Source organism: Buttiauxella agrestis (assembly GCF_900446255.1).
In the GTDB taxonomy this organism is placed as follows: Bacteria; Pseudomonadota; Gammaproteobacteria; order Enterobacterales; family Enterobacteriaceae; genus Buttiauxella; species Buttiauxella agrestis.
On the sequence record NZ_UIGI01000001.1, the window covers coordinates 3,925,282 to 3,951,425 of the forward strand.

At 50.3% G+C, this 26,144-nt stretch carries 24 protein-coding genes and 1 pseudogene; 5 read left to right on the top strand and 20 right to left on the bottom strand.

Going from position 1 to position 26,144, the window contains the following annotated elements:
* Nucleotides 1–363: 363 nt before the first annotated feature.
* A complete protein-coding gene (gene proA / locus DY231_RS18520; RefSeq protein ID WP_115630629.1) occupies nt 364–1,617 on the bottom strand; it encodes a glutamate-5-semialdehyde dehydrogenase in 1,254 nt (417 codons plus the stop codon).
* A gap of 10 nt (nt 1,618–1,627) precedes the next feature.
* On the bottom strand, nt 1,628–2,731 hold the full coding sequence (gene proB / locus DY231_RS18525; protein WP_115630631.1) for a glutamate 5-kinase: 1,104 nt from the start codon (nt 2,729–2,731) through the stop codon (nt 1,628–1,630).
* 417 nt (nt 2,732–3,148) lie between these two features.
* Here proB and phoE point away from each other — a divergent pair, with 417 nt between their 5' ends.
* Nucleotides 3,149–4,201 carry a phosphoporin PhoE gene (gene phoE / locus DY231_RS18530; RefSeq protein WP_115630633.1) on the top strand — a complete coding sequence of 351 codons (1,053 nt, stop codon included), beginning with the start codon at nt 3,149–3,151 and terminating at the stop codon, nt 4,199–4,201.
* Nucleotides 4,202–4,246: 45 nt separating this feature from the next.
* On the opposite strand, the gene crl is transcribed toward phoE, so the two are convergent.
* The 3 genes from crl to gpt all read right to left on the bottom strand — a co-directional run bounded on the left by crl (nt 4,247) and on the right by gpt (nt 6,524).
* The gene (gene crl / locus DY231_RS18535; protein ID WP_115630635.1) at nt 4,247–4,648 is read right to left on the bottom strand and encodes a sigma factor-binding protein Crl; all 402 of its coding nucleotides are present in this window, start codon (nt 4,646–4,648) and stop codon (nt 4,247–4,249) included.
* Nucleotides 4,649–4,705: 57 nt separating this feature from the next.
* Entirely contained in the window at nt 4,706–5,953 is a 1,248-nt protein-coding gene (frsA, locus tag DY231_RS18540; RefSeq protein WP_034493604.1) for an esterase FrsA, read from the bottom strand.
* A 112-nt stretch (nt 5,954–6,065) separates the two neighbouring features.
* A complete protein-coding gene (gene gpt, locus DY231_RS18545) occupies nt 6,066–6,524 on the bottom strand; it encodes a xanthine phosphoribosyltransferase (RefSeq protein WP_034493602.1) in 459 nt (152 codons plus the stop codon).
* 265 nt (nt 6,525–6,789) lie between these two features.
* On the opposite strand from gpt, the gene pepD reads away from it, so the two are divergent.
* On the top strand, nt 6,790–8,247 hold the full coding sequence (gene pepD / locus DY231_RS18550) for a beta-Ala-His dipeptidase (protein WP_115630637.1): 1,458 nt from the start codon (nt 6,790–6,792) through the stop codon (nt 8,245–8,247).
* 43 nt (nt 8,248–8,290) lie between these two features.
* Here pepD and dinB read toward each other — a convergent pair whose 3' ends face one another.
* The 8 genes from dinB to DY231_RS18590 all read right to left on the bottom strand — a co-directional run bounded on the left by dinB (nt 8,291) and on the right by DY231_RS18590 (nt 15,528).
* Nucleotides 8,291–9,346, bottom strand: a complete 1,056-nt coding sequence (dinB, locus tag DY231_RS18555) for a DNA polymerase IV (protein ID WP_115630639.1) — start codon at nt 9,344–9,346, stop codon at nt 8,291–8,293.
* 103 nt (nt 9,347–9,449) lie between these two features.
* Nucleotides 9,450–9,674, bottom strand: a complete 225-nt coding sequence (gene nqrM, locus DY231_RS18560; RefSeq protein ID WP_115630641.1) for a (Na+)-NQR maturation NqrM — start codon at nt 9,672–9,674, stop codon at nt 9,450–9,452.
* 11 nt (nt 9,675–9,685) lie between these two features.
* Nucleotides 9,686–10,909: an NADH:ubiquinone reductase (Na(+)-transporting) subunit F gene (nqrF, locus tag DY231_RS18565; RefSeq protein ID WP_115630643.1), complete on the bottom strand. Its 1,224-nt coding sequence runs from the start codon at nt 10,907–10,909 to the stop codon at nt 9,686–9,688.
* 12 nt (nt 10,910–10,921) lie between these two features.
* Nucleotides 10,922–11,518, bottom strand: a complete 597-nt coding sequence (gene nqrE / locus DY231_RS18570; protein ID WP_034493595.1) for an NADH:ubiquinone reductase (Na(+)-transporting) subunit E — start codon at nt 11,516–11,518, stop codon at nt 10,922–10,924.
* 6 nt (nt 11,519–11,524) lie between these two features.
* Nucleotides 11,525–12,163: an NADH:ubiquinone reductase (Na(+)-transporting) subunit D gene (locus tag DY231_RS18575; protein WP_081908371.1), complete on the bottom strand. Its 639-nt coding sequence runs from the start codon at nt 12,161–12,163 to the stop codon at nt 11,525–11,527.
* Nucleotides 12,156–12,950 (bottom strand): Na(+)-translocating NADH-quinone reductase subunit C, encoded by a 795-nt coding sequence (locus DY231_RS18580; protein WP_115630645.1) that lies wholly within the window; start codon nt 12,948–12,950, stop codon nt 12,156–12,158. Before DY231_RS18580 ends, DY231_RS18575 begins: the two co-directional genes overlap by 8 nt.
* Nucleotides 12,943–14,181 (bottom strand): NADH:ubiquinone reductase (Na(+)-transporting) subunit B, encoded by a 1,239-nt coding sequence (locus DY231_RS18585; protein ID WP_115630647.1) that lies wholly within the window; start codon nt 14,179–14,181, stop codon nt 12,943–12,945. The genes DY231_RS18580 and DY231_RS18585 overlap by 8 nt, the downstream gene beginning before the upstream one ends.
* 3 nt (nt 14,182–14,184) lie before the next feature.
* The gene (locus tag DY231_RS18590; protein ID WP_115630649.1) at nt 14,185–15,528 is read right to left on the bottom strand and encodes a Na(+)-translocating NADH-quinone reductase subunit A; all 1,344 of its coding nucleotides are present in this window, start codon (nt 15,526–15,528) and stop codon (nt 14,185–14,187) included.
* Between the two features lie 487 nt (nt 15,529–16,015).
* On the opposite strand from DY231_RS18590, the gene dpaA reads away from it, so the two are divergent.
* Nucleotides 16,016–16,753 carry a peptidoglycan meso-diaminopimelic acid protein amidase gene (gene dpaA, locus DY231_RS18595; RefSeq protein WP_115630651.1) on the top strand — a complete coding sequence of 246 codons (738 nt, stop codon included), beginning with the start codon at nt 16,016–16,018 and terminating at the stop codon, nt 16,751–16,753.
* Here the strand turns inward: dpaA and DY231_RS18600 are convergent.
* Nucleotides 16,724–17,491, bottom strand: coding sequence for a class II glutamine amidotransferase (locus DY231_RS18600; protein WP_034493585.1), 768 nt, complete (start codon nt 17,489–17,491; stop codon nt 16,724–16,726). The two genes, dpaA and DY231_RS18600, sit on opposite strands and share 30 nt — an antisense overlap.
* Before the next feature lie 76 nt (nt 17,492–17,567).
* Nucleotides 17,568–18,149 carry a D-sedoheptulose 7-phosphate isomerase gene (gene lpcA / locus DY231_RS18605; RefSeq protein WP_115631891.1) on the bottom strand — a complete coding sequence of 194 codons (582 nt, stop codon included), beginning with the start codon at nt 18,147–18,149 and terminating at the stop codon, nt 17,568–17,570.
* 213 nt (nt 18,150–18,362) lie between these two features.
* Between lpcA and fadE the strand changes: the two genes are divergently transcribed.
* Nucleotides 18,363–20,807: an acyl-CoA dehydrogenase FadE gene (gene fadE, locus DY231_RS18610; protein WP_115630653.1), complete on the top strand. Its 2,445-nt coding sequence runs from the start codon at nt 18,363–18,365 to the stop codon at nt 20,805–20,807.
* A gap of 109 nt (nt 20,808–20,916) precedes the next feature.
* The gene (locus DY231_RS18615) at nt 20,917–21,684 is read left to right on the top strand and encodes an amidohydrolase (protein WP_115630655.1); all 768 of its coding nucleotides are present in this window, start codon (nt 20,917–20,919) and stop codon (nt 21,682–21,684) included.
* Here DY231_RS18615 and uraH read toward each other — a convergent pair whose 3' ends face one another.
* From uraH to DY231_RS18635, 5 genes and pseudogenes are all read right to left on the bottom strand, one after another.
* Nucleotides 21,685–22,020 carry a hydroxyisourate hydrolase gene (uraH, locus tag DY231_RS18620; RefSeq protein ID WP_115630657.1) on the bottom strand — a complete coding sequence of 112 codons (336 nt, stop codon included), beginning with the start codon at nt 22,018–22,020 and terminating at the stop codon, nt 21,685–21,687.
* Nucleotides 22,017–22,517, bottom strand: coding sequence for a 2-oxo-4-hydroxy-4-carboxy-5-ureidoimidazoline decarboxylase (uraD, locus tag DY231_RS25435; protein ID WP_256682719.1), 501 nt, complete (start codon nt 22,515–22,517; stop codon nt 22,017–22,019). The genes uraH and uraD overlap by 4 nt, the downstream gene beginning before the upstream one ends.
* A gap of 3 nt (nt 22,518–22,520) precedes the next feature.
* A pseudogene (hpxK, locus tag DY231_RS18625) lies at nt 22,521–23,771 on the bottom strand (allantoate amidohydrolase); the annotation flags it as partial.
* The gene (locus DY231_RS18630) at nt 23,771–25,012 is read right to left on the bottom strand and encodes a pyridoxal-phosphate-dependent aminotransferase family protein (RefSeq protein ID WP_115630661.1); all 1,242 of its coding nucleotides are present in this window, start codon (nt 25,010–25,012) and stop codon (nt 23,771–23,773) included. The gene DY231_RS18630 and the pseudogene hpxK, both read right to left, overlap by 1 nt.
* Nucleotides 25,013–25,216: 204 nt before the next feature.
* The gene (locus tag DY231_RS18635) at nt 25,217–26,056 is read right to left on the bottom strand and encodes a MurR/RpiR family transcriptional regulator (protein ID WP_115631892.1); all 840 of its coding nucleotides are present in this window, start codon (nt 26,054–26,056) and stop codon (nt 25,217–25,219) included.
* Nucleotides 26,057–26,144 lie beyond the last annotated feature (88 nt).

Genomic DNA, 26,144 nt, shown 5'->3' on the forward strand with positions numbered 1-26,144 from the left:
GTCACTAATACAAGTAGCTGTATTAGCGGGTAGGATTATTATGTGGCAAGGGCAAATCGTTCAATTAATTTATTAATTAAGTACGAAAACAGACTAATAACCCAATGCAAGTGACAAAATGAAAATAGACAACCTCATAAATAACTGCACTTATTTTCCTGAAATCTAGAAACATATAAATAATCTATTATTTATATGTGGCAATTAAATTAATTGGAATAAATGAAACGACAATTGAGATGTATATTTTTATAAAATACATTAATTTCAAGAAGGATGGGTAGCAAACGTAATTATTGAAATAAAAACAGGTAATACATCATCTTATAATTTCCAGATTTAGATGCATTACCTGTATATAAATTAAGCGCGGATAGTATCGTCGCCGAAACCGATCCATTTGTATGTCGTCAAAGCTTCAAGTCCCATCGGGCCACGAGCATGAAGTTTCTGTGTACTCACAGCCACTTCCGCACCCAGTCCAAACTGGCCGCCATCGGTGAAACGAGTTGAAGCGTTCACATACACTGCTGAAGAATCAACTTCATTCACAAAACGATTTGCATGGCTTAACGTACGCGTCAGGATCGCATCGGAATGCTGTGTGCCATGCTCGCGAATATGTTCAATCGCGCCATCTATATCTGCAACGACTTTCACATTCAGATGCAACGACAACCATTCGTCGTCATAATTTTCTGCTTTCACCGGAACCACTTCTACAGGGCCATTTTGCAAAACAGGCAAAGATTTTTCATCCGCATGTAGTGTGACACCGGATTTTGCCATTTGCTGACTTAATACCGGCAAGAACGCCCCGGCAATGCCCTGATGTACCAACAACGTTTCAACCGTATTACAGGTGCTCGGGCGCTGTGTTTTCGCATTAACGATGATATTGAGTGCTGGAGTAAATTCAGCGCTTTCATCAACAAAAATATGGCAAACACCTATACCGCCAGTGATGACTGGAATAGTGGATTGTTCGCGGCAAAGTTTATGCAGACCCGCCCCACCGCGTGGAATCAGCATATCGATGTACTTATCCATACGCAGCAATTCGTTCACCAAAGCACGATCCGGGCTTTCAATTGCCTGCACCGCAGCTGCGGGTAATCCACATTCTGTCAGCGCTTGCTGAATCACTTTTACCGTTGCGGCATTTGTGCGCCACGTTTCTTTCCCGCCACGCAGAATCGCCGCATTACCTGTTTTCAGGCACAACGAGGCAACATCAACAGTCACGTTAGGGCGAGCTTCATAAATCACGCCAACCACGCCTAAGGGCACGCGACGACGCTCGAGGCGCAGGCCGCTGTCCAGTAGACCGCCATCAATAACCTGGCCTACAGGATCGGCTAAATTGCATACCTGGCGGACATCATCAGCAATGCTTTTTAATCGCGCCGGTGTCAGTTGCAGGCGATCAAGCATCGCTTCGCTTAAGCCGTTTGCTTTTGCTTCCACCAAATCCTGCTCATTGGCAGTTAAAATGCTTTCTGCTTGTTCCTCTAAATAATCTGCGATTTTTTCCAGCGCGCGGTTTTTTTCGCGGCTAGAGAGCAGTGCCATCTGATAAGAGGCGGCTTTGGCTGCTTTGCCCATTTGTTCCAGCATTGCCAGCTCCTTAGTTAACAATCATGTCATCACGATGAACGGCGACCGGGCCATATTCATAACCCAGGATTTCATCGATTTGTTGAGAGTGGTGGCCCGCAATACGACGCAAAGCATCGCTATTATAGCGGCATACACCGTGGGCAATATCACGCCCTTCCAGGCTGCGGATACGGATAACTTCCCCACGTGAAAAGTTGCCTTTTACACTCTTAATACCTTTTGGCAGCAAAGAACTACCGCGTTCAAGAATCGCGGCCAGTGCTCCGTCATCAACGGTAATTTCACCCGCAGGAGGCGCACCAAAAATCCAACGCTTACGGTTCTCAAGCGGTGATTGCTGCGCATGGAAACGGGTTCCGACAGGAACGCCTGCCATCACATCACCAATAACACCGGGTTTACTACCTGCTGCAATCACAACATCGATACCGGCACGGCAAGCAACATCCGCAGCTTGCAGTTTCGTACCCATTCCGCCAGTTCCGAGGCCGGAAACACTGTCGCCAGCGATGGCACGCAATGCGTCATCAATACCGTGGACTTCTTTGATTAATTCAGCAGTTGGATTATTGCGCGGGTCAGCAGTAAACAGGCCTTGTTGATCCGTCAGCAACAACAGCTTATCAGCCCCCGCCAGGATCGCGGCCAGCGCGGAAAGGTTATCGTTATCACCGACTTTTATTTCTGCTGTTGCGACAGCGTCGTTTTCGTTGATTACCGGCACGATATTGTTATCAAGCAGCGCACGAAGGGTGTCACGAGCGTTCAGGAAGCGTTCGCGATCTTCCATATCAGCACGTGTCAGGAGCATTTGCCCGACATGAATGCCGTAGATAGAAAAAAGCTGTTCCCAAAGTTGAATCAGCCTGCTTTGCCCTACCGCCGCAAGCAGTTGCTTAGAGGCGATGGTTGCAGGGAGTTCGGGGTATCCCAAATGCTCGCGCCCCGCGGCAATCGCCCCGGAGGTGACAATAACAATACGATGCCCTGAGGCATGGAGTTGTGCGCACTGACGCACCAGCTCAACGATATGAGCCCGATTCAGGCGGCGTGAGCCACCGGTTAATACGCTAGTGCCTAGTTTAACCACCAGCGTCTGGCTGTCACTCATGATTCTCTGCCGTTTAAACGAAATTGGAAAAATTATACTCTAAATACTTCGAGTTACAGGTAGGCGGCAAGAGATTGAATCCCCTGGAGCTTACTTAAGTAAGTGACGGGGGTGAAAGAATGCAGCCAACGACCCTGTAGCTTGAAGCATGACGAGTAAAATGTCAGATGACGTTGTAACAGGAGTCATGCGGCTTGCCAACTGTCCCGGCAAGGAAAACAGCGAAGTTTGCGTAAAGGACTGAGTAACGTAGCGGCAAAATTTGACATATTTATGACAATTAAAATTTATTACTTTTATTTAAACTTTATCTTACTCTGTCATAAATCTTTCATCTCAAAACGATAAAACTCTCTGCGTTTTTTAACGGGATATTTCCCGATTAAATTTAGCGCGTAAACACTATTGGGATGAAAAATGAAAAAGACCACTCTGGCATTAATGGTATTGGGCATTGTTGCATCAGCATCTTCTCAGGCTGCGGAAATATATAATAAAGATGGCAACAAGCTTAATGTCTATGGAAAAGTCAAAGCGATGCATTATTTAAGCGCTGACAACACTAAGGATGGCGACCAGACCTATGTTCGCTTCGGTTTTAAAGGGGAAACTCAGATCAATGATCAATTAACTGGTTATGGTCAATGGGAAGCTGAGTTTTCAGGAAATAAAGACGAAGGCAGTTCCACCACGAAAACGCGTTATGCTTTTGCTGGTGTGAAATATGCTAATTTCGGTTCATTTGATTATGGCCGTAGTCTTGGTGCGTTGTATGACGTAGAAGCCTGGACCGATATGTTCCCGGAATTTGGCGGTGACTCTTCGGCCAGAACAGATAACTTTATGACTAAACGTGCATCAGGCCTGGCAACGTTCCGCAGCACAGATTTCTTTGGTGCGGTAGATGGCCTGAACATGACTCTGCAATATCAGGGCAAAAACGAAAACCGTGACGTCTCTAAGCAGAATGGCGATGGTTTCGGCACCGCTCTGACATACGATTTTGGCGGCAGTGATTTCCAACTGGGCGGCGCATATACCACGTCAGACCGAACTGACGCACAACAGGCTATGGCACGTGGTCAAGGCAATAAAGCTGATTCCTGGGCCACTGGCGTTAAATATGACGCGAATAATATTTACGTCGCATCAATGTATTCTGAAACACGTAACATGACGCCAATTTCAGGCGGCTTTGCAAATAAAACGCAAAGTTTTGAAGCTGTAATTCAATATCAATTTGATTTTGGTCTACGTCCATCATTGGGATACGTGCAGCAGAAAGGCAAAGAAATCGAAGGAATTGGCGATGCTGATTTAGTTAAATACATTGATGTTGGCGCAACCTATTACTTCAATAAAAATATGTCTGCTTTCGTCGATTATAAAATCAACCAACTGGATGATAATAACCCGCTGGGTATTAGCAGCGATGATATCGTCGCATTAGGCATGGTTTATCAGTTCTAGTCTGTAAATAAAAAGCCCTTCTCATTCGAGAAGGGCTTTTTTTGTTTATGCAGAAAGCTTAACCGGCTTTTCTGCAAAATTTTCCGCTGGCACCAAATTAAGACCTAGCGTGCCGAGTAACTCTCGTAAACGTTCGTGGAAACCACGCAGTGTTAGCTCAAGTCTTTCATCCACTTCTTTGTCTTTTGCTGCCGTCTGGGTCCACTTCCCCTCTTTATCGAACAGACCAAAGTGGTAGGTGTAGGTAAATTGCTTTTCCTGCGCTTCTAATTCCATCCACCAGCCCCAGAACTCACGCTTCTCTGGTGCAGGCTTCACATTGACACACACAGCCAGGCAATCGAAGAAGAAACGGTTATCTTCACATTGCTCTTCCCTGATATATGGGCCAAGCGAGGCGAATTTTTTAATCAATCTACTTTTCGGGTGTCCACTCGGTAACGTCATTGCGATCTCCTGTTGTGAAGCAACTGTTTTACCAAACCAATGAAATTTAGCAAATCATTAACGTAATCTCTGCTTGATCCAACTGGTAATTTCTTTCAACGCTTTGTCAAAGTTGCGATACACCGGATTAAACGGGATCGCCAATAACTTACCATCCGATGATGACGAAGTAATTAATCGCGAATCAATCTCTGGACTGAATGGATCGTTTTCCCAGTAACCGGATAACATCGGCGTTGGACAATGACGCCCTAATAGCCCCTGAGTTTTAAGCGAATAGCGGTTCAATTCCACGCGCAATGCGCTGTCAGACGCATCATTCATTCCCAATCGGCTTGCCAGCACATCAATATACATCTCCGGCACCTGCGCCTGGCGTGATGCATCGCTCAATAAGCTATGAACGACAGGACCTAAACACGCAACCGCCTTCAAACGAGGCGCTTCGATATACCCTAATCGCACCGCAACATTCGCGCCAAAGCGGAAACCAAACGCCGCGACACGAGTGTGATCGACCCAGGGAATGTTGGGTAATGCTTTGAGAACATGCTGGTGTAAAAGACTGGAGTCCTGAGTCAATTTCCATTTTGATGAAAACCCGACCGATGGCATATCGATGGTCAGCATTGCTATGCCCTGAGGTGCAAAATATTTCTCAAACAAGGTGTAGTAATCGCTTTGTAATGCGTCCAGGCCCCCACAAATGAGTACCGTCGGGAATGGCCCTTGCCCTTCTTTTGGAACATGGAGGAAGCCGGTAATCGCCCCACCACCAGGAATGGTAAACTCCAGCTCACGTAAACCACCAGAAAGCCGCGGAGCCGCTTCTTCGTATGCGCGATTTGCCAGAACTTGAGCCTGTTCCGCGAGCATATCGCCTTTCAGATGCGGGTACGCCGCGATGCTATAAAGATTGGCGGCCTGTAACCAGTATTTGCCGCTTTTGACTTTATCCGTTTCCTGATTGGCGCGCTGTTGCCACATCATGGCCTGCTTCGACCATTCATAGATCCAGTTGCCGCCGCGATAGCCGATCACCGTATCATACAAATCATCATTGGTTCGCTCACCCGAGTTGGCTGCAATTCTGGCCTGCACTTCAAGAATTTCACGCGCATCGACGCCACGCCAGACCCAAAGCAGGCGGTTAATCATGCGATACCAATGAGGCACTGTTGCGCCATCCAGCGCAGACTGGATAACTGGGGCAGTTTGATGATGAGCGCGACGAACTAGAGTCGACGTCTCGGGATGCTTAAATCGGGGTTTAAATAGCGTTTCGCTAAGATTGGCCTGCGACATCGTTTCTGCCTCCATACAAACGTCAGGAATGGGGCTATTGTACTCTGTCGGTGGCTAAATAACACAAACGCCCGGCAATGCCGGGCGTAAATCAGTGCAAATTCTCAGGCTATTAACGACCTGCTAAAGGCGGAATAAATGCAACGCCCATATCCCATGGCTGCTCAATCCAGGTATCCTGCGGGATATCGATAACATAATCGTCAACCAAAGGCTGGCCAGCAGGCTTGGCGAAGATAGTCACGAAATGCGCTTTTGGATACATTTCACGGATGGCCACCGCGGTACCGCCAGTGTCTACCAGGTCATCAATCACGATGAAGCCTTCGCCATCACCTTCAGCACGTTTCAGGACGGTCAGCTCGCGCTGGTTGTCGTGGTCATAGCTGGAGATACAAACGGTATCAACATGACGAATCCCCAGTTCACGTGCCAGCAATGCGCCAGGAACCAGGCCGCCACGGCTAACAGCAATAATGCCTTTCCACTGTTCAGCAGGAAGCAGACGGCTTGCAAGCTTACGTGCGTGAATCTGCAACATGTCCCAGGTGACGATGTATTTTTCGCTCATGTGAAATTATCCCAGCCAGTTATTAACGGCTTAAAAATGTTCAAAGGGGTTTTGGTTGCGCGAGATTATAGAGATCTGGCGCACTAAAAACCAGTGTTGCAGGCCTGTCCTTCTGGTTTTTACGTGCTTTAGGTCGTCACAACCTCAGTTATAGTGGTATTCTCAAGCCAGCGCACAATGCTTACTTGTGTTGTATTTCATTAAGTTCAATCCCGCTCTGCACGAATAAAAAATGTCAGCAGAGTCGATGTCAAGGAGACTTATCGTGTCTGAATTGTCTCAATTATCTCCGCAACCACTGTGGGATATTTTTGCCAAAATCTGTTCTATTCCGCACCCTTCTTATCATGAAGAGCAACTTGCGGAACATATTCTGTCCTGGGCAAAAGAAAAAGGCCTGCATGTTGAGCGCGACCAGGTTGGCAATATCCTGATCCGTAAACCTGCAACAGCGGGTATGGAAAACCGTAAAGCGGTTGTCCTGCAAGCTCACCTTGATATGGTGCCGCAGAAAAACAACGACACTGTCCATGATTTCACCAAAGACCCGATTCAGCCATATGTTGATGGTGAGTGGGTTAAAGCACGCGGTACGACACTGGGTGCTGATAACGGCATCGGTATGGCCTCTGCACTCGCGGTGCTGGCTGATGAGACTGTCGCTCATGGTCCATTAGAAGTTCTGCTGACCATGACCGAGGAAGCCGGTATGGATGGCGCATTTGGCCTGCAAGCGGGCTGGCTGCAAGCTGATATTCTGATCAACACCGATTCAGAAGAAGAAGGTGAGATCTATATGGGTTGCGCAGGCGGGATTGATTTTATCTCCACGCTGCCACTGCAACGCGAAGCGGTTCCTGCGGGTTACGAAACCTACAAGCTGACCATCAAAGGCCTGAAAGGCGGCCACTCAGGTGCAGAAATTCACCTGGGTCTGGGCAATGCCAACAAATTGCTGGCGCGTTTCTTGTTCGCACATGCGGCAGAACTGGATGCACGTCTGATTGATTTGAACGGCGGCACGCTGCGTAACGCTATTCCGCGTGAAGGCTCTGCAATTGTCGCAGTCCCTGCCGATAAAGCAGCACAATTCAAAGAGCTGGCAGCTAAGTTCCTGTCAATTCTGCAAAATGAATTGGGTGCCGTTGAGAAAAACACCACCGTCCTGGTTGAAGCAATCACCACCGACAAAGCTGCGCTAACAGCAAAAAGTCGTGATGCTTTCATTAACCTGCTCAATGCCATGCCAAACGGTGTTATCCGTAATTCAGACGCGGTGAAAGGTGTAGTGGAAACCTCCCTGAACGTGGGTGTGGTCTCAATGACTGATGAAAGCGCAGAAATTATCTGCCTGATTCGCTCCCTGATTGATAGCGGCAAAGACTATGTGGTCGGCATGCTCGAGGCATTAGGTCAGTTGGCTGGCGCACAAAGTGTTGCCAAAGGCAGCTACCCAGGCTGGCAGCCAGACGCTGACTCCCCAGTGATGGGGCTGGTACGTGAAACTTACCAGAAGCTGTTCAACAAAACGCCAAACATCATGGTCATCCATGCCGGTCTGGAATGTGGGCTGTTCAAAAAACCTTATCCTGAGATGGACATGGTTTCTATTGGGCCGACCATTACGGGTCCACACTCCCCGGATGAACAAGTTCATATCGCAAGCGTAGGCCAGTACTGGATCCTGCTGACGGAATTGCTGAAAGCTATTCCAGTCAAATAAGCGGAATAAAGATGCTTTCAAACCCTCTCAATGAGAGGGTTTTTTATAGCCCCAGAACCAGTTGGCGCTCCATCTGCGGGTCCAGCAAAGTCACATGCAGCCCCACCAACCTGACTCCCCGCCCTCCCCGCCGCTCTTCCCAAGTTTGCTTCGCGGTAGCGATTAAATCGGCTTTATTCAACTGAGGCCAGACATGTTCCTGAGTGGTTTGCTGGAAATCATTAAACTTGAGTTTGATACCCTGCCGGGCAATCAATAAATCAGGCTTCACCTTTATCAGCCGCCGCTCCAGCTCCGAATAAAGTTGTTCAATAATGGCCTCACACTCACGCCATTCATGAATATCTTCGGCCAGCGTTTTCTCAACACCTACCGATTTGCGCTGGCGATCATTGTTAATTTCACGCTCATCAATACCCTGGCTTCGCTCCCAAAGTACCCGCCCGAACTTACCAAAGCGTTTGAGCAAAGACGCTAAATCCGTTTTCTGTACATCGGCACACGTCCGCAAGCCCAGGCTTTCCAGTTTTCCCGCAGTCACTTTGCCAACACCTGGAATTTTGCCAAGCGGCAAAGTTTGCAAAAACGCAGGGATTTCTTCTGGAGTGATGACGTATTGCCCGTCGGGCTTATTAAGATCTGATGCTATTTTCGCGAGAAATTTAACCGGAGCGATCCCCGCTGAAGCGGTGAGATTAAGTTCATCTGAAATGGTCTGGCGAATTTCTTTCGCCATAAGAGTGGCCGAACCGTGACAGTTCAGGCTATCGGTCACATCCAGATAGGCTTCATCCAGAGACAGAGGTTCAATAAGCGTGGTGTAGCGGCTAAATATTTCACGGATATGGTTGGATGCTTCTTTGTAGGCGTCAAAGCGCCCAGGCAAAAGCGTCAGATGCGGGCACAATTTGAGTGCCATGGCGGTCGACATTGCGCTGTGCACGCCAAATTTACGTGCTGGATAATTTGCTGTGCTGATAACCCCGCGCCGCTGCGCACTGCCACCGATAGCCAATGGAATATCCCGCAAGCTCGGGTTATCACGCATCTCAACGGCTGCAAAAAAGCAGTCCATATCAACATGAATGATTTTACGCATACTTTTTCACACCAGTTTCGATACTGGATAAGTATACAGTTAAACTATAATTGAGGGAAGTCAGAAAGAAAACCTCCCGCAGATGCAGGAGGTTTCAGAAGGCTTAAATAATGCGGTTTTGCTGAAGTTTTGCCTGCCGCTCCGCTTTTGCGATTCGTTTCTTACGTGCATCGCAAGGTTCAGGGCAATTGCAGACTTTCTCCATGCCTAGCGCGGCAATACCACCACAGCTACCCTGAAGCGTTTTGCGCTTCACGATAACGCCCAGTGACATACCAAATATCACCAGAATAAAAATGGCAAAAGTGGCTAAAAATACAGTCAGCATAACGACTCCCGTCAGCCGCCGAAGTCATCAAGCATGATGTTCTCATCCTCGACACCCAGGTCTTTGAGCATTTTGATAACCGCAGCATTCATCATTGGCGGCCCACACATATAGAATTCGCAGTCTTCTGGAGCTGGATGGCTACGAAGATAGTTTTCCAGTAATACGTTGTGGATGAAGCCAGTGTAGCCCGTCCAGTTATCTTCTGGTTGCGGATCAGAAAGCGCCACATTGAAGGTAAAGTTCGGGTTTTCCTGCGCCAGTTTTTCAAACTCATCTTCGTAGAACATTTCTCGCAGAGAACGAGCGCCGTACCAGAAGCTGATTTTGCGGGTGCTATGAAGGCGTTTAAGCTGATCAAAGATGTGTGAACGCATTGGCGCCATACCGGCCCCACCGCCAATAAACACCATTTCCGCATCCGTTTCCTTGGCGAAGAACTCACCAAACGGCCCGGAAATTGTCACTTTATCGCCCGCTTTCAGCGACCAGATGTACGAGGACATTATGCCTGGAGGAGCATCTGGCACATTCGGTGGAGGCGTAGCAATACGCACGTTCAGCATGATGATGCCAGCTTCATCCGGGTAGTTCGCCATCGAGTAAGCGCGGACACACGGCTCTTTCACCACTGATTTGAAACGGAAAAGGTTAAACTTATCCCAGTCACCGCGATATTCCTGCGGAACATCGAAGTCCTGGTAGTTAACTTCATGAGGCGGGCTTTCAATCTGGATATACCCACCGGCACGGAACGGCACAACTTCGCCATCAGGAATACGCAGCTTGAGCTCTTTGATGAAAGTCGCTTTGTTATCGTTGGAGATAACTTCGCATTCCCATTTTTTAACGCCAAAGATTTCCTCTGGCAGCTCAATTTTCATGTCCTGTTTAACGGCAACCTGACAGGCAAGACGGCAACCCTCTTTCGCTTCACGCTTGGTGATGTGCGAAAGCTCGGTCGGCAGAATATCACCGCCCCCCTCTTTAATGGTCACACGACATTGCCCACACGAACCGCCGCCGCCACAAGCCGAAGAGATGAAAATCCCTTGGTTTGAAAGCGTATTCAGCAGCTTGTCGCCAGCCGGAGCATGGAACTGTTTGTCTGCTTCGTTGTTAATTTCGATCAGCACGTCGCCTGAGTTCACAAGCTTTGACTTGGCAAACAAAATCAACAACGCCAGAGCCAAAACAATTAGCGTGAACATCACCACGCCAAGAATAATTTCCATACGTTTATGCCCTTATAGCTGCACACCGGAGAATGACATAAAGCCCAGCGCCATCAATCCAGTGGTGATAAAGGTAATTCCTAAGCCACGCAATCCTGCGGGCACATTGGCATATTTCATCTTTTCGCGGATCCCCGCCATCGCGACAATGGCCAGCATCCAGCCCACTCCGGAACCCACGCCGTAGACAATGGATTCACCGAAGCTGTAATCACGCTGCACCATAAACGACACGCCACCGAAGATGGCGCAGTTAACGGTAATGAGCGGCAGGAAGATACCCAACGCGTTATAAAGTGCCGGGAAGAAACGATCGAGGATCATCTCAAGAATCTGAACTAACGCCGCAATCACACCGATAAAGGTGATGAAGTTCAGGAAGCTGAGATCAACGCCTTCAACCAGTGCGCCGTCACGAAGCACCAGGTTATAAACCAGGTTGTTCGCAGGCACGGCAATCCCTAACACCACGGTCACTGCGATACCCAATCCAAATGCAGTGGAAACCTTTTTGGAAACTGCAAGGAAGGTACACATACCAAGGAAGAACGCGAGCGCCATGTTTTCAATAAACACTGCGCGCACAAACAGACTAATCATATGTTCCATAGTCAGTTAGTCCTTTTCCTGCTGCGCAGGCTTAAGCGTACGCAAGGCCCAAATCAGCAGGCCGATTATAAAGAACGCACTCGGCGCTAACAGGAACATCCCGTTTGGCTGATACCAGCCACCGTTCTGAACCGTTTCCAGCACCGTGATACCAAAGAGTTTACCGCTGCCGATAAGCTCACGCAGGAAGCCAACCAGCAAAAGAATCACGCCATAGCCCAGGCCGTTACCAATACCATCCATAAAGCTCGCCAGCGGCGGTGACTTCATGGCGTAGGCTTCAGCACGTCCCATCACGATACAGTTAGTGATGATCAGGCCGACGAAGACGGAAAGCTGTTTGGAAATCTCGTAAGCATAAGCACGCAGGATCTGATCCACGACGATAACTAACGAAGCAATGATCGCCATCTGCACAATGATTCGCACACTATTAGGGATCAGGTTACGGATCATTGAGATGAACATGCTGGAAAACGCCGTCACCACTGTTACCGCGATGGTCATTACGAATGCCGTTTCCAGCTTAGTCGTGACCGCCAGCGCCGAACAGACACCGAGTATTTGCAAGGCAATCGGGTTGTTATCCACCAGCGGACTAACCAGAACCCGTTTGACCTCTTTCATGTCTGAAATATCAGCCATTATTGAGCGCTCCTTCACGTACTTGTTTCAGGAAAGGACCAAAACCAAGTTCACCCATCCAGAAATCAAAAGTATGTTGTACCCCGTTTGCTGTCAGCGTCGCGCCAGACAAACCATCCACACTATATTCATCGCCCTGACGCGCTCCGCCTTTCACCACGCGTAGTGCAGGCTTGCCGTTGTCATCCAGCAATTTCTTACCAATCCATTGCGCACGCCAGTTCGGGTTTTCAACCTCACCACCCAACCCAGGGGTTTCGCCCTGGTCGTAGTAAGTGATGCCTTTCACCGTCCGGCCATCAGTTTGCAGCGAAACAAAGGCATACATCATCGACCACAAGCCTTTGCCATAAACTGGCAACACGACTTCCTTCACTTTGTTTTGCTCATCACGCACCAGATAAATTTCGACAATATTGCTGCGATGTTTTATCCCGGCACGGTCTTCGCCTGAAGAGAGCGTGACGCTTTGTTCAGGGTCACGCAGCGCCGCAGCCTGGTCAAATTTAGACGAGTCTTTATCCAGCAGCTCACCACTTTTCAGATCGAGTAAACGCGGTGTAATACGTGATTCGTAGATTGTTTTGACATCTTCGCCGGTCATTTTTGGCGTTGCTAAGCCAGCAACATCCAGGATGTTACGCTGCTTATCGAGCGCTTTTTGCTCCTGCTGGCGAGCTTTCAGCCCCACAGCAGAGCCAGCCACCACAACGGAACACACCAGGCAAAGCACCAGCACCACCAGCAACGTTCTGCCAATGCTATCGTTACTTTTTACTTCAGCCACGCGACTTCCTCCGCTTGATATTGGCTTGCACCACCAGATAATCGAACAGCGGTGCAAAGAGGTTGGCGAACAGAATCGCCAGCATCATCCCTTCTGGATAGGCCGGGTTTACAACTCGAATCAGGACACACATCACACCGATAAGCGCCCCATACCACCATTTACCTTTATTGGTAAACGAGGCTGAAACCGGATCGGTTGCCATGAACATCATGCCGAAAGCAAAACCACCCAGCACGAGGTGCCAGTACCACGGCATGGCAAATAGAGGGTTTGTCGCAGAACCAATGAAGTTAAACAAAGTGGCAGTGGCAATCATGCCAAGCAGAACACCCGCCACGATGCGCCAGGAAGCGACGCGGCCAAACAGGATTATCGCGCCACCAATCAGGATCATCAGCGTGGAAACTTCACCAATGGAACCCGGTATGTTACCGAGGAAAGCATCCATCCAGGTGACAGGTTGGCCGGTGACAACATTGACTAATGCTTCACCGCCGCCATGGGACCACTGCGAAAGTGGTGTTGCCCCAGAGAAACCGTCAGCCGCAGTCCACACCAGGTCACCCGAGATTTGCGCCGGGTAGGCAAAGAACAGGAACGCACGACCCGCCAGTGCAGGGTTCAGGAAGTTACGGCCAGTTCCACCAAAGATCTCTTTAGCAATGACCACACCGAAACTAATCCCCAATGCCGCTTGCCAGAGAGGTAACGTCGGTGGAACCACCAGCGCAAACAGGATGGAGGTCACGAAGAAACCTTCGTTAACTTCATGTTTACGGATGATGGCAAATAGCACTTCCCAGAAACCGCCTACCAGGAATACCGTGATGTAAATTGGCAGGAAGAACACGGCCCCAAGGGTCATCATGCTTAACCAGCCAGCATCCGGCGTGAAGTTCACCCCCAGCCACTGCGCGACAACGTAATGCCAGTCAGATGAAATCACCTGCTGGAGTTGTTCCGCGCCGTACATTTTGTTCAGGGCCGGAATCGTTTGTAGCCCAACGTTGTACATACCCCAGAACATGGCCGGGAACACCGCAAACCACACCAGGATCATCATGCGTTTCAGATCGATTGCATCACGAACGTGGGAAGCGCCAGGCGTAACGATACCGGGTGTATAAAATAGTGTCGCCGTCGCTTCAAAGAGCGGGTAGTACTTTTCTAGCTTTCCGCCTTGCGTGAAGTGCGGCTCTAGTTTTTCAAATAAATGCTTCAAGCCCATGACTTATCCTTCCTGCTCGATGCGGGTTAATACCTCGCGTAGTACCGGGCCGTACTCATATTTACCCGGGCACACATAGGTACAAAGCGCCAAATCTTCTTCATCCAGCTCAAGACACCCCAGCGCCTGTGCGCTGTCTGTATCTCCTGCCAGCAAATCACGCAACAGCATCGTCGGCAGGATATCCAGCGGCATAACACGTTCATAGTTGCCAATGGGCACCATGGAACGTTCCCCGCCATTAGTATCTGTCGAGAAGCTAAACAGTTTACGCTTCAGGAAGTGGCCAACAGTGGTGCGGGTAATCGAATATTTATCGGCACCCGGCATCACCCATCCAAATAGCTCTTTTTCACGGCCTTCTTTAAGAACCGTAACTTGCAGATGGAAACGACCCAGCCAGGCGCGAGGCCCCACCCCGATAGTTCCGCTTAAAACAGAGCCTGAAATAATGCGGTTTTCACCTTCAGCAAGTTCATCCACCGTCAGCACTTCCAGTGAAGCACCAAGGCGTGTGCGAATCAGACGTGGCTTTTCCACTTGTGGCCCGGCAAGTGCAATAACACGCTCGGTCCACAAATCGCCTTCCACGAACAATTTGCCAATGGCGATGACATCCTGGTAGTTAAGATGCCAGACTATTTTTTGCAGGCTGACCGGCTCCAGGAAATGAATGTGTGTACCCACTAACCCTGCCGGATGCGGGCCTGCGAATTCATTAAAAGTCACCTGCCCAGCAGGATGACCGCCCAGCTTACCGCCGCCTGCCTGGCAGACATGGACTTTGCCATCGGTCAGTCGGGACAATACGGTTAAGCCTGCATCAAACATTTCGCGATGCGCGCGAATAATGGGCTGCGGGTCCGCTGCCAGCGGGTTGGTATCTATCGCCGTGACAAAAATGGCCGCAGGAACGCTGGCGGGTGGTGGTGTTTTGCTAAATGGACGAGTGCGCAACGCAGTCCATAAACCAGACGACAACAATTGCGTCTGGACGGTTTCACGCGGCAGTTTGGCAAGGCTTTCAGGAGCAAAACGCTCAAAAACAACCTGCTCGTCACCCTGGACATCAATAACCAGAGATTGCAGTACTCGACGCTCACCACGATTAATCGCTGATACCGTTCCACTCGCAGGAGCGGTAAAGAGAACGCCAGGGTTCTTTTTATCTTCGAAGAGAGGCTGGCCTTTCAATACCTTATCGCCTTCCTGCACCAGCATGGAGGGACGCATGCCGACATACTCTTCACCGAGCAAGGCCACGAAAGGTATCGCTGGGCCGTCATGGATTTGCTGTTCCGGCAAACCGGCAATAGGCAAATCCAGACCTTTTTTGATTTTTATCATAAGGTTATCACGTTTAAAATTGGCTTAAACATACCGACAAAAAACTGTAGCCGACAACGGATGGGTTGAATTAACGTTCAACCGATGCGACACATAAAGCGGTGAAAACAGGAAACGCATCCATTCACTATTGCGAGAGGGAGGTATAAGCCGCCCGGACAACCGGGACAACTGACTTATGGATAGTTTCCGTTCATATCCGCAGGTCAACATTCGGCGGGGATTTTAGCATCATTAGAGGCTGGAAGGGGCACAAAACAACACACAGATATGCAGCTATGGGAGCTGTTACGCAAAAAGCTAATCCTTTCCCTTTCCAAAAGTATTGTATAAAGTCCAAATTTATAACTTTGCATCCCCTGCTTTGGGCTTGCGAAAAATCATAACGATGATAATGTGAGCGCTCCTAATCCAGAGTAATCTGATTTCGGGTCCCTATTTTGCCGTCCTGGCATTCGTTATAAGTTTTATCAAGGAATAAAGCAGTATGCGTAAGATCGCACTCGTTATTGCGATGCTTCTGATCCCGTGCTTTTCGTTTGCCAGCTTGTTAAGCAGCAATTCGTCAACCACGCCTGTCAGCAAAGAATTCAAGCAACAACTCATGGGCTCTCCTGTTTATATTCAAATATTTAAGGAAGAGCGCACGCTAGAGCTATACGTCAAGATGGGCGAAAAGTTCCAACTGCTCGACAGCTATAGCATCTGTAACTATTCCGGTGGATTAGGTCCCAAACAGCGTCAGGGTGATTTTAAGAGTCCTGAAGGCTTCTACAATGTGACCCGTAGCCAGCTAAAACCCGATAGCCGTTTCTATAAAGCCATTAATATTGGCTTCCCGAACGAGTTTGATCGCCAACACGGTTATCAAGGCCAGTATTTGATGATTCACGGTGCTTGCGTGTCTGTTGGCTGCTATGCCATGACTGACACCAACATTGATGAGATTTTCCAGTTTGTAACCGGCGCGTTGGTATTTGGCCAGCCAAGTGTACAAGTCAGTATCTATCCGTTCCGGATGACAGACGCGAACATGCAACGCCACAAATACTCTTACTACATCAATTTCTGGAAACAACTGAAGCCGGGTTATGACTACTTCATGGCGAATCATCAGCCACCGGGCGTTTCGGTCATTAGCGGTAATTATGTGATTAGTAAGCCGGTTGTGCCAACGACACAACCGCAACTGGCGTCAAACTACACGCTCTCCGAGACAAAATAATTCCGACTCACCTGGCGCAATTTTGTGCCAGGTTTCATTTCCGGTCAGGGGTTGTGTCGCAATGACCGTGACCACATCGTTCAGTGTAGTCTCTTCCTGAAAATCAATTTCCACATCCTGGTCCAACAGTTTTGCCACACCAAACGGTGCCCGTCGGGTAATCCAGTATAAATTAGTGGAACAGAACGCCATCACGTAACGCCCATCTGACAGCAACATATTGAACACGCCCTTTTCACGTAATTGCACTGCAAGCTCGGTGATGTAGCGAAACACCGCCTGCATATTGCCCGGTGTGCGTGGATAACGTTGCGTCAATTTATGCAGTAGCCAGCAAAATGCTTGTTCGCTGTCGGTTTCACCAATCGGGCGAAACGGGCCGGTATCTAATGAACGATGGCCTTTAAGCTGCCCGTTGTGAGCATAAGTCCAGTTGCGCCCCCACAACTCACGGGTAAACGGATGCGTATTTTCAAGTGCGACTTTTCCGCGGTTCGCCTGGCGAATATGGGCGACCACAGAGCAAGATTTGATGGGGTAATCCTGCACTAATTTAGCGATAGGAGAGTTAAAGCTGGGTTGCGGATCTTTGAACGTACGACAGCCCTTACCTTCATAAAAGGTAATGCCCCAGCCGTCTTTATGCGGCCCCGTTCCCCCGCCACGCTGCACCAAACCGGTAAAACTAAAGCAAATATCCGTTGGTACGTTGGCGCTCATCCCGAGCAGTTCGCACATATTAACCTCCCACCACTTTTAACCACCCTCACCCTAATCCTCTCCCCGAGGGAGAGGATACAAGTTCAGGCAAAACTTAAGCTTTAACCATCTCTTTTTCGATAAGCTGGATCAGGATGTGAATCACTTTGATGTGAATTTCCTGAATGCGGTCAGCATAACCAAAGTGCGGCACACGAATTTCAACATCGGCGCTACCGTCCATTTTGCCGCCGTCTTTCCCGGTCAGAGTGATGACTTTCATACCTTTCGCGCGAGCGGCTTCAATTGCTTTGATCACGTTGCCGGAATTACCCGAAGTGGAGATGCCCAGTAACACGTCGCCTTCACGGCCAACCGCTTCAACGTAACGAGAAAAAATGTGGTCGTAACCAAAATCATTGCCGACGCAAGAGATATGGCTCACGTCAGAAATCGCAATCGCCGGGTAGCCCGGACGGTTTTCGCGATAACGACCTGTCAGTTCTTCAGCAAAGTGCATGGCATCGCAATGTGAGCCACCGTTGCCGCAAGAAAGCACTTTACCGCCTGCTTTGAAGCTATCAGCCAACAGCACCGCTGCACGCTGGATTGCGTGAATGTTAGCGTCATCTTTCAGGAAGTTAGCCAGCGTTTCTGCCGCTTCATTCAATTCGTTACGAATAAGATCCTGGTACATGAGGATGTCCTTCAGCATTTTTTGATTGATTAACCCAAGCAGTTTACCGGATAGCGCGAGAAGCGCCATATCCTCCTGCTTTTGCTGTTCTGTGCGGTAACAATGTGAGCTGAGTTGTAATTATTTTGTGAATATATTGCTAAAAAAAACCACATGAACTAAAACCAATACATCCAAGTGGTCAGACCTCCTACAAGCAAGGGAGTTTTCTATATGTTGATTTTGAGTATTGTTGCAACCGTTGTTCTCCTCGGTGTGCTTTTCTATCACCAGGTCAATTTACTGCTCAGTAGCGCGATTCTGCTGGCGTGGACGGCAGCGCTTGGTTTCGCTGGTATCTGGTCAATCTGGGTATTGGTTCCGCTGGCGATTATTCTGGTCCCGTTTGTCTTCACCCCGATTCGTAAATCTTTGATTTCCGCGCCGGTATTCCGCAGCTTCCGCAAAGTCATGCCGCCGATGTCGCGTACTGAAAAAGAAGCTATCGACGCGGGTACAACGTGGTGGGAAGGGGATTTGTTCCGCGGTAAACCAGACTGGGAAAAGCTGCACAACTATCCGCAGCCAAAACTGACTGAAGAAGAACAAGCCTTTATCGACGGCCCGGTTGAAGAAGCTTGCCGCCTGGCAAATGACTTCCAAATCACACATGAAATGGCAGATTTGCCGCCAGAGCTGTGGGCCTATTTAAAAGAGCATCGCTTCTTCGCGATGATCATCAAGAAAGAGTACGGCGGCCTGGAATTCTCTGCGTATGCTCAGGCTCGCGTGTTGCAAAAACTGTCAGGCGTTTCCGGGATTCTGGCCATTACCGTCGGTGTGCCTAACTCGTTAGGCCCAGGCGAATTGCTGCAACATTACGGTACGGAAGAACAGAAAGATCATTACCTGCCGCGCCTGGCTCGTGGGCAAGAGATCCCATGCTTTGCTCTGACAAGCCCTGAAGCAGGTTCCGATGCGGGTGCAATTCCTGATACCGGCGTCGTGTGTATGGGCGAATGGCAAGGCCAGCAAGTTCTTGGGATGCGTCTGACGTGGAACAAGCGCTACATTACGCTGGCACCAATCGCTACCGTTTTAGGTCTGGCATTCAAACTGTCTGACCCGGATAAACTGCTGGGCGATGAAGAAGATCTTGGCATTACCTGTGCGTTGATCCCAACACACACGCCAGGTGTGGAAATCGGCAAGCGCCACTTCCCACTTAACGTACCATTCCAGAATGGCCCAACTCGCGGTAAAGATATTTTCGTCCCGATTGATTACATCATCGGTGGCCCGAAAATGGCCGGTCAGGGCTGGCGTATGCTGGTGGAATGTCTGTCCGTTGGTCGTGGCATTACCCTGCCATCCAACGCAACCGGCGGTCTGAAATCAGTCGCAATGGCTACGGGCGCATATGCTCATATCCGTCGTCAGTTCAGAATCTCTATCGGTAAGATGGAAGGGATTGAAGAACCACTGGCGCGTATTGCCGGTAACGCTTACGTAATGGACGCAGCTGCATCGCTGGTGACTTACGGGATTATGCTCGGCGAAAAACCCGCTGTTCTGTCAGCCATCGTGAAGTACCACTGTACCCACCGCGGCCAGCGCGCCATTCTGGATGCGATGGATATTGTCGGCGGTAAAGGCATTATGCTGGGTAATTCTAACTTTGTGGCGCGAGCGTATCAGGGTGCACCCATTGCTATCACCGTTGAAGGCGCAAATATCCTGACCCGCAGCATGATTATCTTCGGCCAGGGCGCTATTCGTTGCCATCCGTATGTTCTCGACGAGATGACGGCGGCGCAAAACAATGACGTTAACGCCTTTGATAAGCTGCTGTTCAAGCATATCGGCCACGTCGGCAGCAACAAAATGCGCAGCCTGTGGCTCGGTCTGACCAACGGTTTGACCAGCGCCACACCGACCAAAGATTCGACCAAACGCTACTACCAGTATATGAACCGCCTGAGCGCCAACCTGGCATTGCTGTCAGACGTTTCCATGGCGGTTCTGGGTGGCAGTCTCAAGCGTCGCGAACGTATCTCTGCGCGTCTGGGTGACATTCTGAGCCAGCTGTACCTGGCGTCTTCGGTGCTGAAACGCTACGACGACGAAGGCCGTAACGAAGCTGATTTACCCCTGGTTCACTGGGGCGTTCAGGATGCGCTGTATCAGGCTGAACAAGCGATGGACGACCTGCTGCGTAACTTCCCGAATGCGTTTGTGGCTGGCATGTTGCGTGTGGTGATCTTCCCGCTGGGCCGTCGTTACGATGCCCCATCAGACAAGCTGGATCATAAACTGGCGAAGATCATGCAGATCCCATCAGCGACTCGTTCACGCATTGGTCGTGGTCAGTACCTGACGCCAAGCGAGTTCAACCCTGCGGGTCTGTTGGAGGAAGCATTGATGGATGTTATGGCCGCCGAGCCAATTCATCTGCGCATCTGCAAAGAAACCGGGCGTAACCTGTCGTTCACTCGACTTGATGAGCAAGCGAAACAGTGGCTGGCTGAAGGGAAAATCAACGCAGAAGAAGCGGCGATTTTGACCAAAGCTGAAGCAAGCCGTCTGCGCAGTATCAATGTCGATGAGTTTGAACCGGAGGAGCTGGCAACCATGCCGGTAAAGGTGCCGGAAAAGCATCGTAAGATTGAAGCTGCATAAGCAAGTTATGCTCTAAAAACCCCGCTCGCGGGGTTTTTTATTGCCCAACAAAAGCCAGCGAACTCATGCTAAAGTGAATGAAACACTGCTTATCACGAGGCTTCCGATTGTGTCTGGTTTGAAAATTACCGTTCTACAACAACCGCTGGTCTGGATGGACGGCGCGGTAAACTTGCGCCATTTCGATGTACAGTTGGACGCTATTCATGGCCGCGATCTGATTGTCTTGCCGGAAATGTTCACCACCGGTTTCGCGATGGAAGCCGCCATTCAATCGCTTGCTGAAGAAGAAGTGATTGACTGGATGCAGTTTAAAGCCCAGCAAACGCAAGCCATGATCGCCGGAAGTGCCGCACTCCAGACCGATCGCGGGCCGGTAAATCGGTTCTTGCTGGTACAGCCTGATGGCAAAGTTCATTTCTACGATAAACGTCATCTGTTCCGCATGGCGGATGAACATCATCATTATCAGGCAGGCAATGAACGAGTGATCGTTGAATGGCGGGGCTGGCGCATTTTACCGCAGGTGTGTTACGACCTGCGTTTCCCGGTGTTTTCGCGCAACCGCAACGATTACGATCTGGCGCTATACGTCGCGAACTGGCCTGCACCGCGTTCCTTGCACTGGCAAAGCCTGCTGGTCGCTCGAGCCATTGAAAACCAGGCGTATGTCGCAGGCTGCAACCGCGTCGGCACCGACGGTAACGGGCATCATTACCGTGGCGACAGCAAAATTATTAACCCACAGGGTGAAATCCTGGCAAATGGCGAAGCCCATCAGGCGATGCGCCTCGATGCCGATTTGTCATTGATTGCATTACAGGAATATCGCGAGAAATTCCCCGCCTGGCAGGATGCCGATCCCTTCAGTTTGTAATCAACTTCCCCGATAAGTCGACCACGACCACGGGGAAATCAAAAACGGCAGGTGATAGTGCCCGCCGTTTTGCGGTATCACGAAATCAATTTGCGCAGTGGGATACAGTGTTTCTCTGTGTGTTGCGGCAAAATAAAGCCCGATTTCTGCCGTCAGACGATAACGCCCCGCCGCCAATGCCGCCGGGGTGAAATCTTTTAGCCTCCCATCGGTATCCGTGACCCCCTGCGCCACCGTTTCCCAGGTATCACCAAGCTGGTGTTCAAGACAAATCGCCACACCTGTCGCCGGTTTCCCGAGCGCAGTATCAAGAACATGTGTACTCAACTGGCTCATGATGCAAACACTCCTTCCAGGCGTAACAACGTGATTTGACGTAATTGCTCCAGCGCTTCAGCTTCTTCCTCGGCTGGCGAATTATTCAGGCGACGCTTAAGCTCCCCGAGAATGTCTTCGCCACTGCGCCCTTTGGCTCGAATAAGAAATACTCGCCCAAACCGCGCTTCATAATCAGCATTCCCCTGCACCAGCGCGAGCGTTAACGCGCTGTTTTGCGTATCGACAGCAGACTGTTCGCCTTTTGACAACGCTGCCTCTTTGCTAGTGCCCTGCGCTGTTTCACCAATCCGCGGATGCGCGCTAAGCGCCTGGTTCAGCTCATTGCGCCCCCAATCCAGTGTCAGTTGCGAGGCATAATGCTGCAACACATCAACGGTCGAATAAGGCCGAGCGGCAACCAGGTTTTCAGCCCATGCTGGTATCGCAACACAGGGTGTTATCAGGCTTAGCGCTTCGCTTTCCGTTGCATGGTTAAACTCGGTGAGCGGATTCATTGAAGCCAAATTCACCACCGTTTGTGTATATGCCTGCACCGCCTGCATCACATCAGCCTCAGCGACCGACTCTGCCGGATGGTGGCTAATCCCACGATCGCAACGGACAAATATCATGCCCACCGGCCAGTGTTCAGCGATGGCAATCGCATCATGCCCTGCGCCACTTGGCAGCGATAAACTACGCCCCTGCACCGAAGTGATGGCTGATGTTAACTGGCGCTGCAAACTCGCGTCGCATGGCGTGGCGGGAATTGAATAATAGATTTCAGAGTCGAACGCCACACCTCGCTGAGCGGCGATTTGCTGCGCTTCGCTTAACAGTTTTTCAAGCAGCGCTTCGATATCTGAATCTCGCGGGCTACGGATATCCAGCGTGAGCAGGACTTCACCCGGAATCACATTGGCAGCGCCCGGCAAGCATTGCAGCGAGCCGACAGTCGCAACAATATCTGGGGCATAAGTGGCAGTCGTGCTTTCGATGTAAGTCATCCAGTTAGCGGCGGCGGCTAGCGCATCTTTACGAATGGTCATCGGCACCGTACCCGCATGCCCTGCTTCGCCAACAAAGCGGCATCTCAGACGACGAGCGCCGTTTATGGCAGTCACCACGCCGAGCGCCAGATTTTCGCGCTCCAGCACCGGCCCTTGTTCGATATGCAGTTCCAGATACGCACTAAACTCTTCCGGGCCGCGCGCCGCACTCTGAATACGCGAAGGGTCAAAACCGGCATTCACCAGCGCTTGCCCAACGCTGATTCCCGCGGCATCTTCACACGCCAGCCAGCTATCCGGCCACGTCCCGGTCACGCCACGACTGCCTAATAAGGTGATGCCAAAACGCGTACCTTCTTCATCCCCAAAGCCAACGATTTCAATCGCCTGCTCTAATTGAAGATTGTGTTCATGGAGAAAGGCGACAACTTCCAGCGCGGTTAAGACGCCCAACATGCCATCGTAACGCCCGGCATTGCGTACGGTATCAAGATGTGAGCCAAGCAAAACAGCCTGAGCGCCTTCTCTTGCGCCTTCATAGCGTCCGCAAATGTTACCCACCGCATCTTGCCAGGTGGTCATTCCCACCTGTTCCATCCAGCTTGCCACCAGATAATTGGCGCGCAGATGCTCGGGTGAAAGATAGACTCGAGTAAGTTGTTCCGGCGTTTCGCTAACCTGCGCCAGTTCATCTGCTCGCTGCATAATTCGGCGTGCGGCAACACTCGCCTGCATGGCGTTCATGACATGTTTAACCATCAGCGACTTTCCTGCGCATAAACATCCCACGCGGCCTGCATTGCAGCCCCTTGCGTCGATTTAAAACCGAGACGGTTCAGCACCGCTTCAAGCGCCGTCAGGGTTTGCAGTACGCAATCTTTACGCGCGTTATAGCCCATGGTGCCGATGCGCCAGATTTTGCCTTGTAGCGGACCAAATGAGGTGCCGATTTCGATATGGAAATCTTCCAGCAGCATTTTGCGCACCTCTTCGCCATGAACCGCTGACGGGATCACCACGCCAAGCACGTTATTCATTTTGTGTTGCAGGTTGCCGAACGTTTCCAGCCCCATGCCTTGAATTCCGGCTACCAGCGCGCGGCCATGCAATTCGTGACGCGCGATGCCCACGTCCAGCCCCTCTTCGAGAATAATGCGCGCGCACTCACGGGCGGCGAACAACATGCTGGTGGCTTCAGTGTGGTGGTTCAGGCGCTCCGGTCCCCAGTAATCCATCACCATGCCGAGATCGAAATAATTCGAGTAGATCATTTCGTCATCGCCGTCCTGATGGGCTGTGGTTCGGATCCCTTCCTCCACACATTTACGGCGGCGAATAACCTCTTCCATTTGCGCACTCAAGGTTATCGGCGAGCTGCCCGACGGGCCGCCGAGGCATTTTTGCAAACCGGCAGAAACCGCATCTAAACCCCAGGCGTCGGTTTCCAGTTTGTTGCCGCCAAATGAAGCTGTGGCATCGGTATAAAACAACACGCCGTGGCGACGGCAGATGTCACCCAATTCTTCCAGCGGTTGTAGCATGGTGGTAGACGTGTCGCCCTGAACGGTTAGCAGCAAACGCGGTTTCACCGTTTTAATGGCATCTTCGATTTGGTCGGGCGTGAAAACCTCACCCCACGGCACTTCTATGGTGTGAACTTCTGCGCGACAACGACGGGCAATTTCACACAGCAGATGACCGAAACGCCCAAACACCGGGACCAGGACTTTGTCGCCGGGGCGAATGGCCGACAGCAAAATCGCTTCGATACCGGAGCGGGAAGTCCCATCCACCAGCATCGTCCAGCGGTTTTGCGTGCGGAAAAGTTCGCGATACAGCACCATCACTTCGTTCATATACCCCGTCATGACCGGGTCATACTGCCCAATCAACTGACTCGCCATCGCACGTAATACGCGGGGATCTGCATTGATTGGCCCCGGCCCCATTAACAAGCGATGCGGTGGATTGATTTGTGAGAAGTGCTGAATATCGAACATGGTATTTCCTTTTATTCTGCGTGAAACAAAAGATTCTTAACTAAAATATTCTGCAACTAATGTGCCACCAATTTTCGCGAAAGACAAAGAAGAAAGGAGACTGATGACAATCCCTTATCCGACCTACAAACTCAGAATCTTCAGCGTCATTACCTTGAACCAGAATGGTTCCCATGATGCGTGCAAACGCACCACTAAAGTGCATTAGCGTTGTTCCAGTTCATCAAACTCAGAATACAATTCGGCAATATGATGGATACGCTGACGGCCTGTGGTTAACGCTTCGTGGAGTACAGCGTTGGATAATAGATTCACCAGACTCATCGCACTGCTGTAGCTATCAAAGGCAGAAACACTGTCGAGCGGCGCGGCAAAATGCCAGCGGCAATAAGGAGTGAGGCCTGATCCCTGCGCTTCGCTCATCACCAGCAGCGGCACCTGACGTTGATGCAAATTTGCCAGCAGCGGTTTGATAATCCGCGGGCGTCGACGAAAAGCGATGGCGATAACACAATCTTGTTCACTGATATCCACCACCTCTTCGGCCAGCGTCTGCCCTGGCTGCGGCAATAGCCAGACGTCACTACGAACCTGCAATAGCTGCTGGCGCAAATGCATCGCAACCGGCCATGAGTTTCTTAACCCAATAATAAAAATACGTTTTGCCGCTGCGAGAGTTGCCACCACGTCGGCAAATTGCTGCGTATCGAGCAGGCTAACCCACTGCGTCAGATTGGCCATTTCCTGCTTGTAATGACGCGCAAGTAAAGTGTTCCCCTGTACCGCATCGCGATTTTCGGTAAGCGGCATCCCGCTCTGGCGCAGGTTACGCAACTCTTCGCGCATATCTTTATAACGGTCATAGCCGAGACGTTTGAATAAGCGGCTCACCGTCGCTTTGGACACCCCTGAAAGGCGGGCTAACTCGGCGCTGTTGTAGCTAATCAGGTCATCAAAATGATCGACAATAAATGCAGCGACTCGCTGTTCTTGTGGTGAAAGCTGTTCATATGTCGCCCTTAAGCGCTCATCTAATTGTTTCATTATGGCCTCTGTAACTTTTGTTTCACTCGAGCCTGGCACAGTGAAACGAACAGAGTCAACCTGGAACATCTCTTGCTAGAGAGATCCC

Coding starts and splice junctions, on each gene's coding strand:
- proA (WP_115630629.1), bottom strand. CDS start 1,617: ATGCTGGAACAAATGGGCAAAGCAGCCAAAGCCGCCTCTTATCAGATG.
- proB (WP_115630631.1), bottom strand. CDS start 2,731: ATGAGTGACAGCCAGACGCTGGTGGTTAAACTAGGCACTAGCGTATTA.
- phoE (WP_115630633.1), top strand. CDS start 3,149: ATGAAAAAGACCACTCTGGCATTAATGGTATTGGGCATTGTTGCATCA.
- crl (WP_115630635.1), bottom strand. CDS start 4,648: ATGACGTTACCGAGTGGACACCCGAAAAGTAGATTGATTAAAAAATTC.
- frsA (WP_034493604.1), bottom strand. CDS start 5,953: ATGTCGCAGGCCAATCTTAGCGAAACGCTATTTAAACCCCGATTTAAG.
- gpt (WP_034493602.1), bottom strand. CDS start 6,524: ATGAGCGAAAAATACATCGTCACCTGGGACATGTTGCAGATTCACGCA.
- dinB (WP_115630639.1), bottom strand. CDS start 9,346: ATGCGTAAAATCATTCATGTTGATATGGACTGCTTTTTTGCAGCCGTT.
- nqrM (WP_115630641.1), bottom strand. CDS start 9,674: ATGCTGACTGTATTTTTAGCCACTTTTGCCATTTTTATTCTGGTGATA.
- nqrF (WP_115630643.1), bottom strand. CDS start 10,909: ATGGAAATTATTCTTGGCGTGGTGATGTTCACGCTAATTGTTTTGGCT.
- nqrE (WP_034493595.1), bottom strand. CDS start 11,518: ATGGAACATATGATTAGTCTGTTTGTGCGCGCAGTGTTTATTGAAAAC.
- DY231_RS18575 (WP_081908371.1), bottom strand. CDS start 12,163: ATGGCTGATATTTCAGACATGAAAGAGGTCAAACGGGTTCTGGTTAGT.
- DY231_RS18585 (WP_115630647.1), bottom strand. CDS start 14,181: ATGGGCTTGAAGCATTTATTTGAAAAACTAGAGCCGCACTTCACGCAA.
- DY231_RS18590 (WP_115630649.1), bottom strand. CDS start 15,528: ATGATAAAAATCAAAAAAGGTCTGGATTTGCCTATTGCCGGTTTGCCG.
- dpaA (WP_115630651.1), top strand. CDS start 16,016: ATGCGTAAGATCGCACTCGTTATTGCGATGCTTCTGATCCCGTGCTTT.
- DY231_RS18600 (WP_034493585.1), bottom strand. CDS start 17,491: ATGTGCGAACTGCTCGGGATGAGCGCCAACGTACCAACGGATATTTGC.
- lpcA (WP_115631891.1), bottom strand. CDS start 18,149: ATGTACCAGGATCTTATTCGTAACGAATTGAATGAAGCGGCAGAAACG.
- fadE (WP_115630653.1), top strand. CDS start 18,363: ATGTTGATTTTGAGTATTGTTGCAACCGTTGTTCTCCTCGGTGTGCTT.
- uraH (WP_115630657.1), bottom strand. CDS start 22,020: ATGAGCCAGTTGAGTACACATGTTCTTGATACTGCGCTCGGGAAACCG.
- uraD (WP_256682719.1), bottom strand. CDS start 22,517: ATGAATCCGCTCACCGAGTTTAACCATGCAACGGAAAGCGAAGCGCTA.
- DY231_RS18630 (WP_115630661.1), bottom strand. CDS start 25,012: ATGTTCGATATTCAGCACTTCTCACAAATCAATCCACCGCATCGCTTG.
- DY231_RS18635 (WP_115631892.1), bottom strand. CDS start 26,056: ATGAAACAATTAGATGAGCGCTTAAGGGCGACATATGAACAGCTTTCA.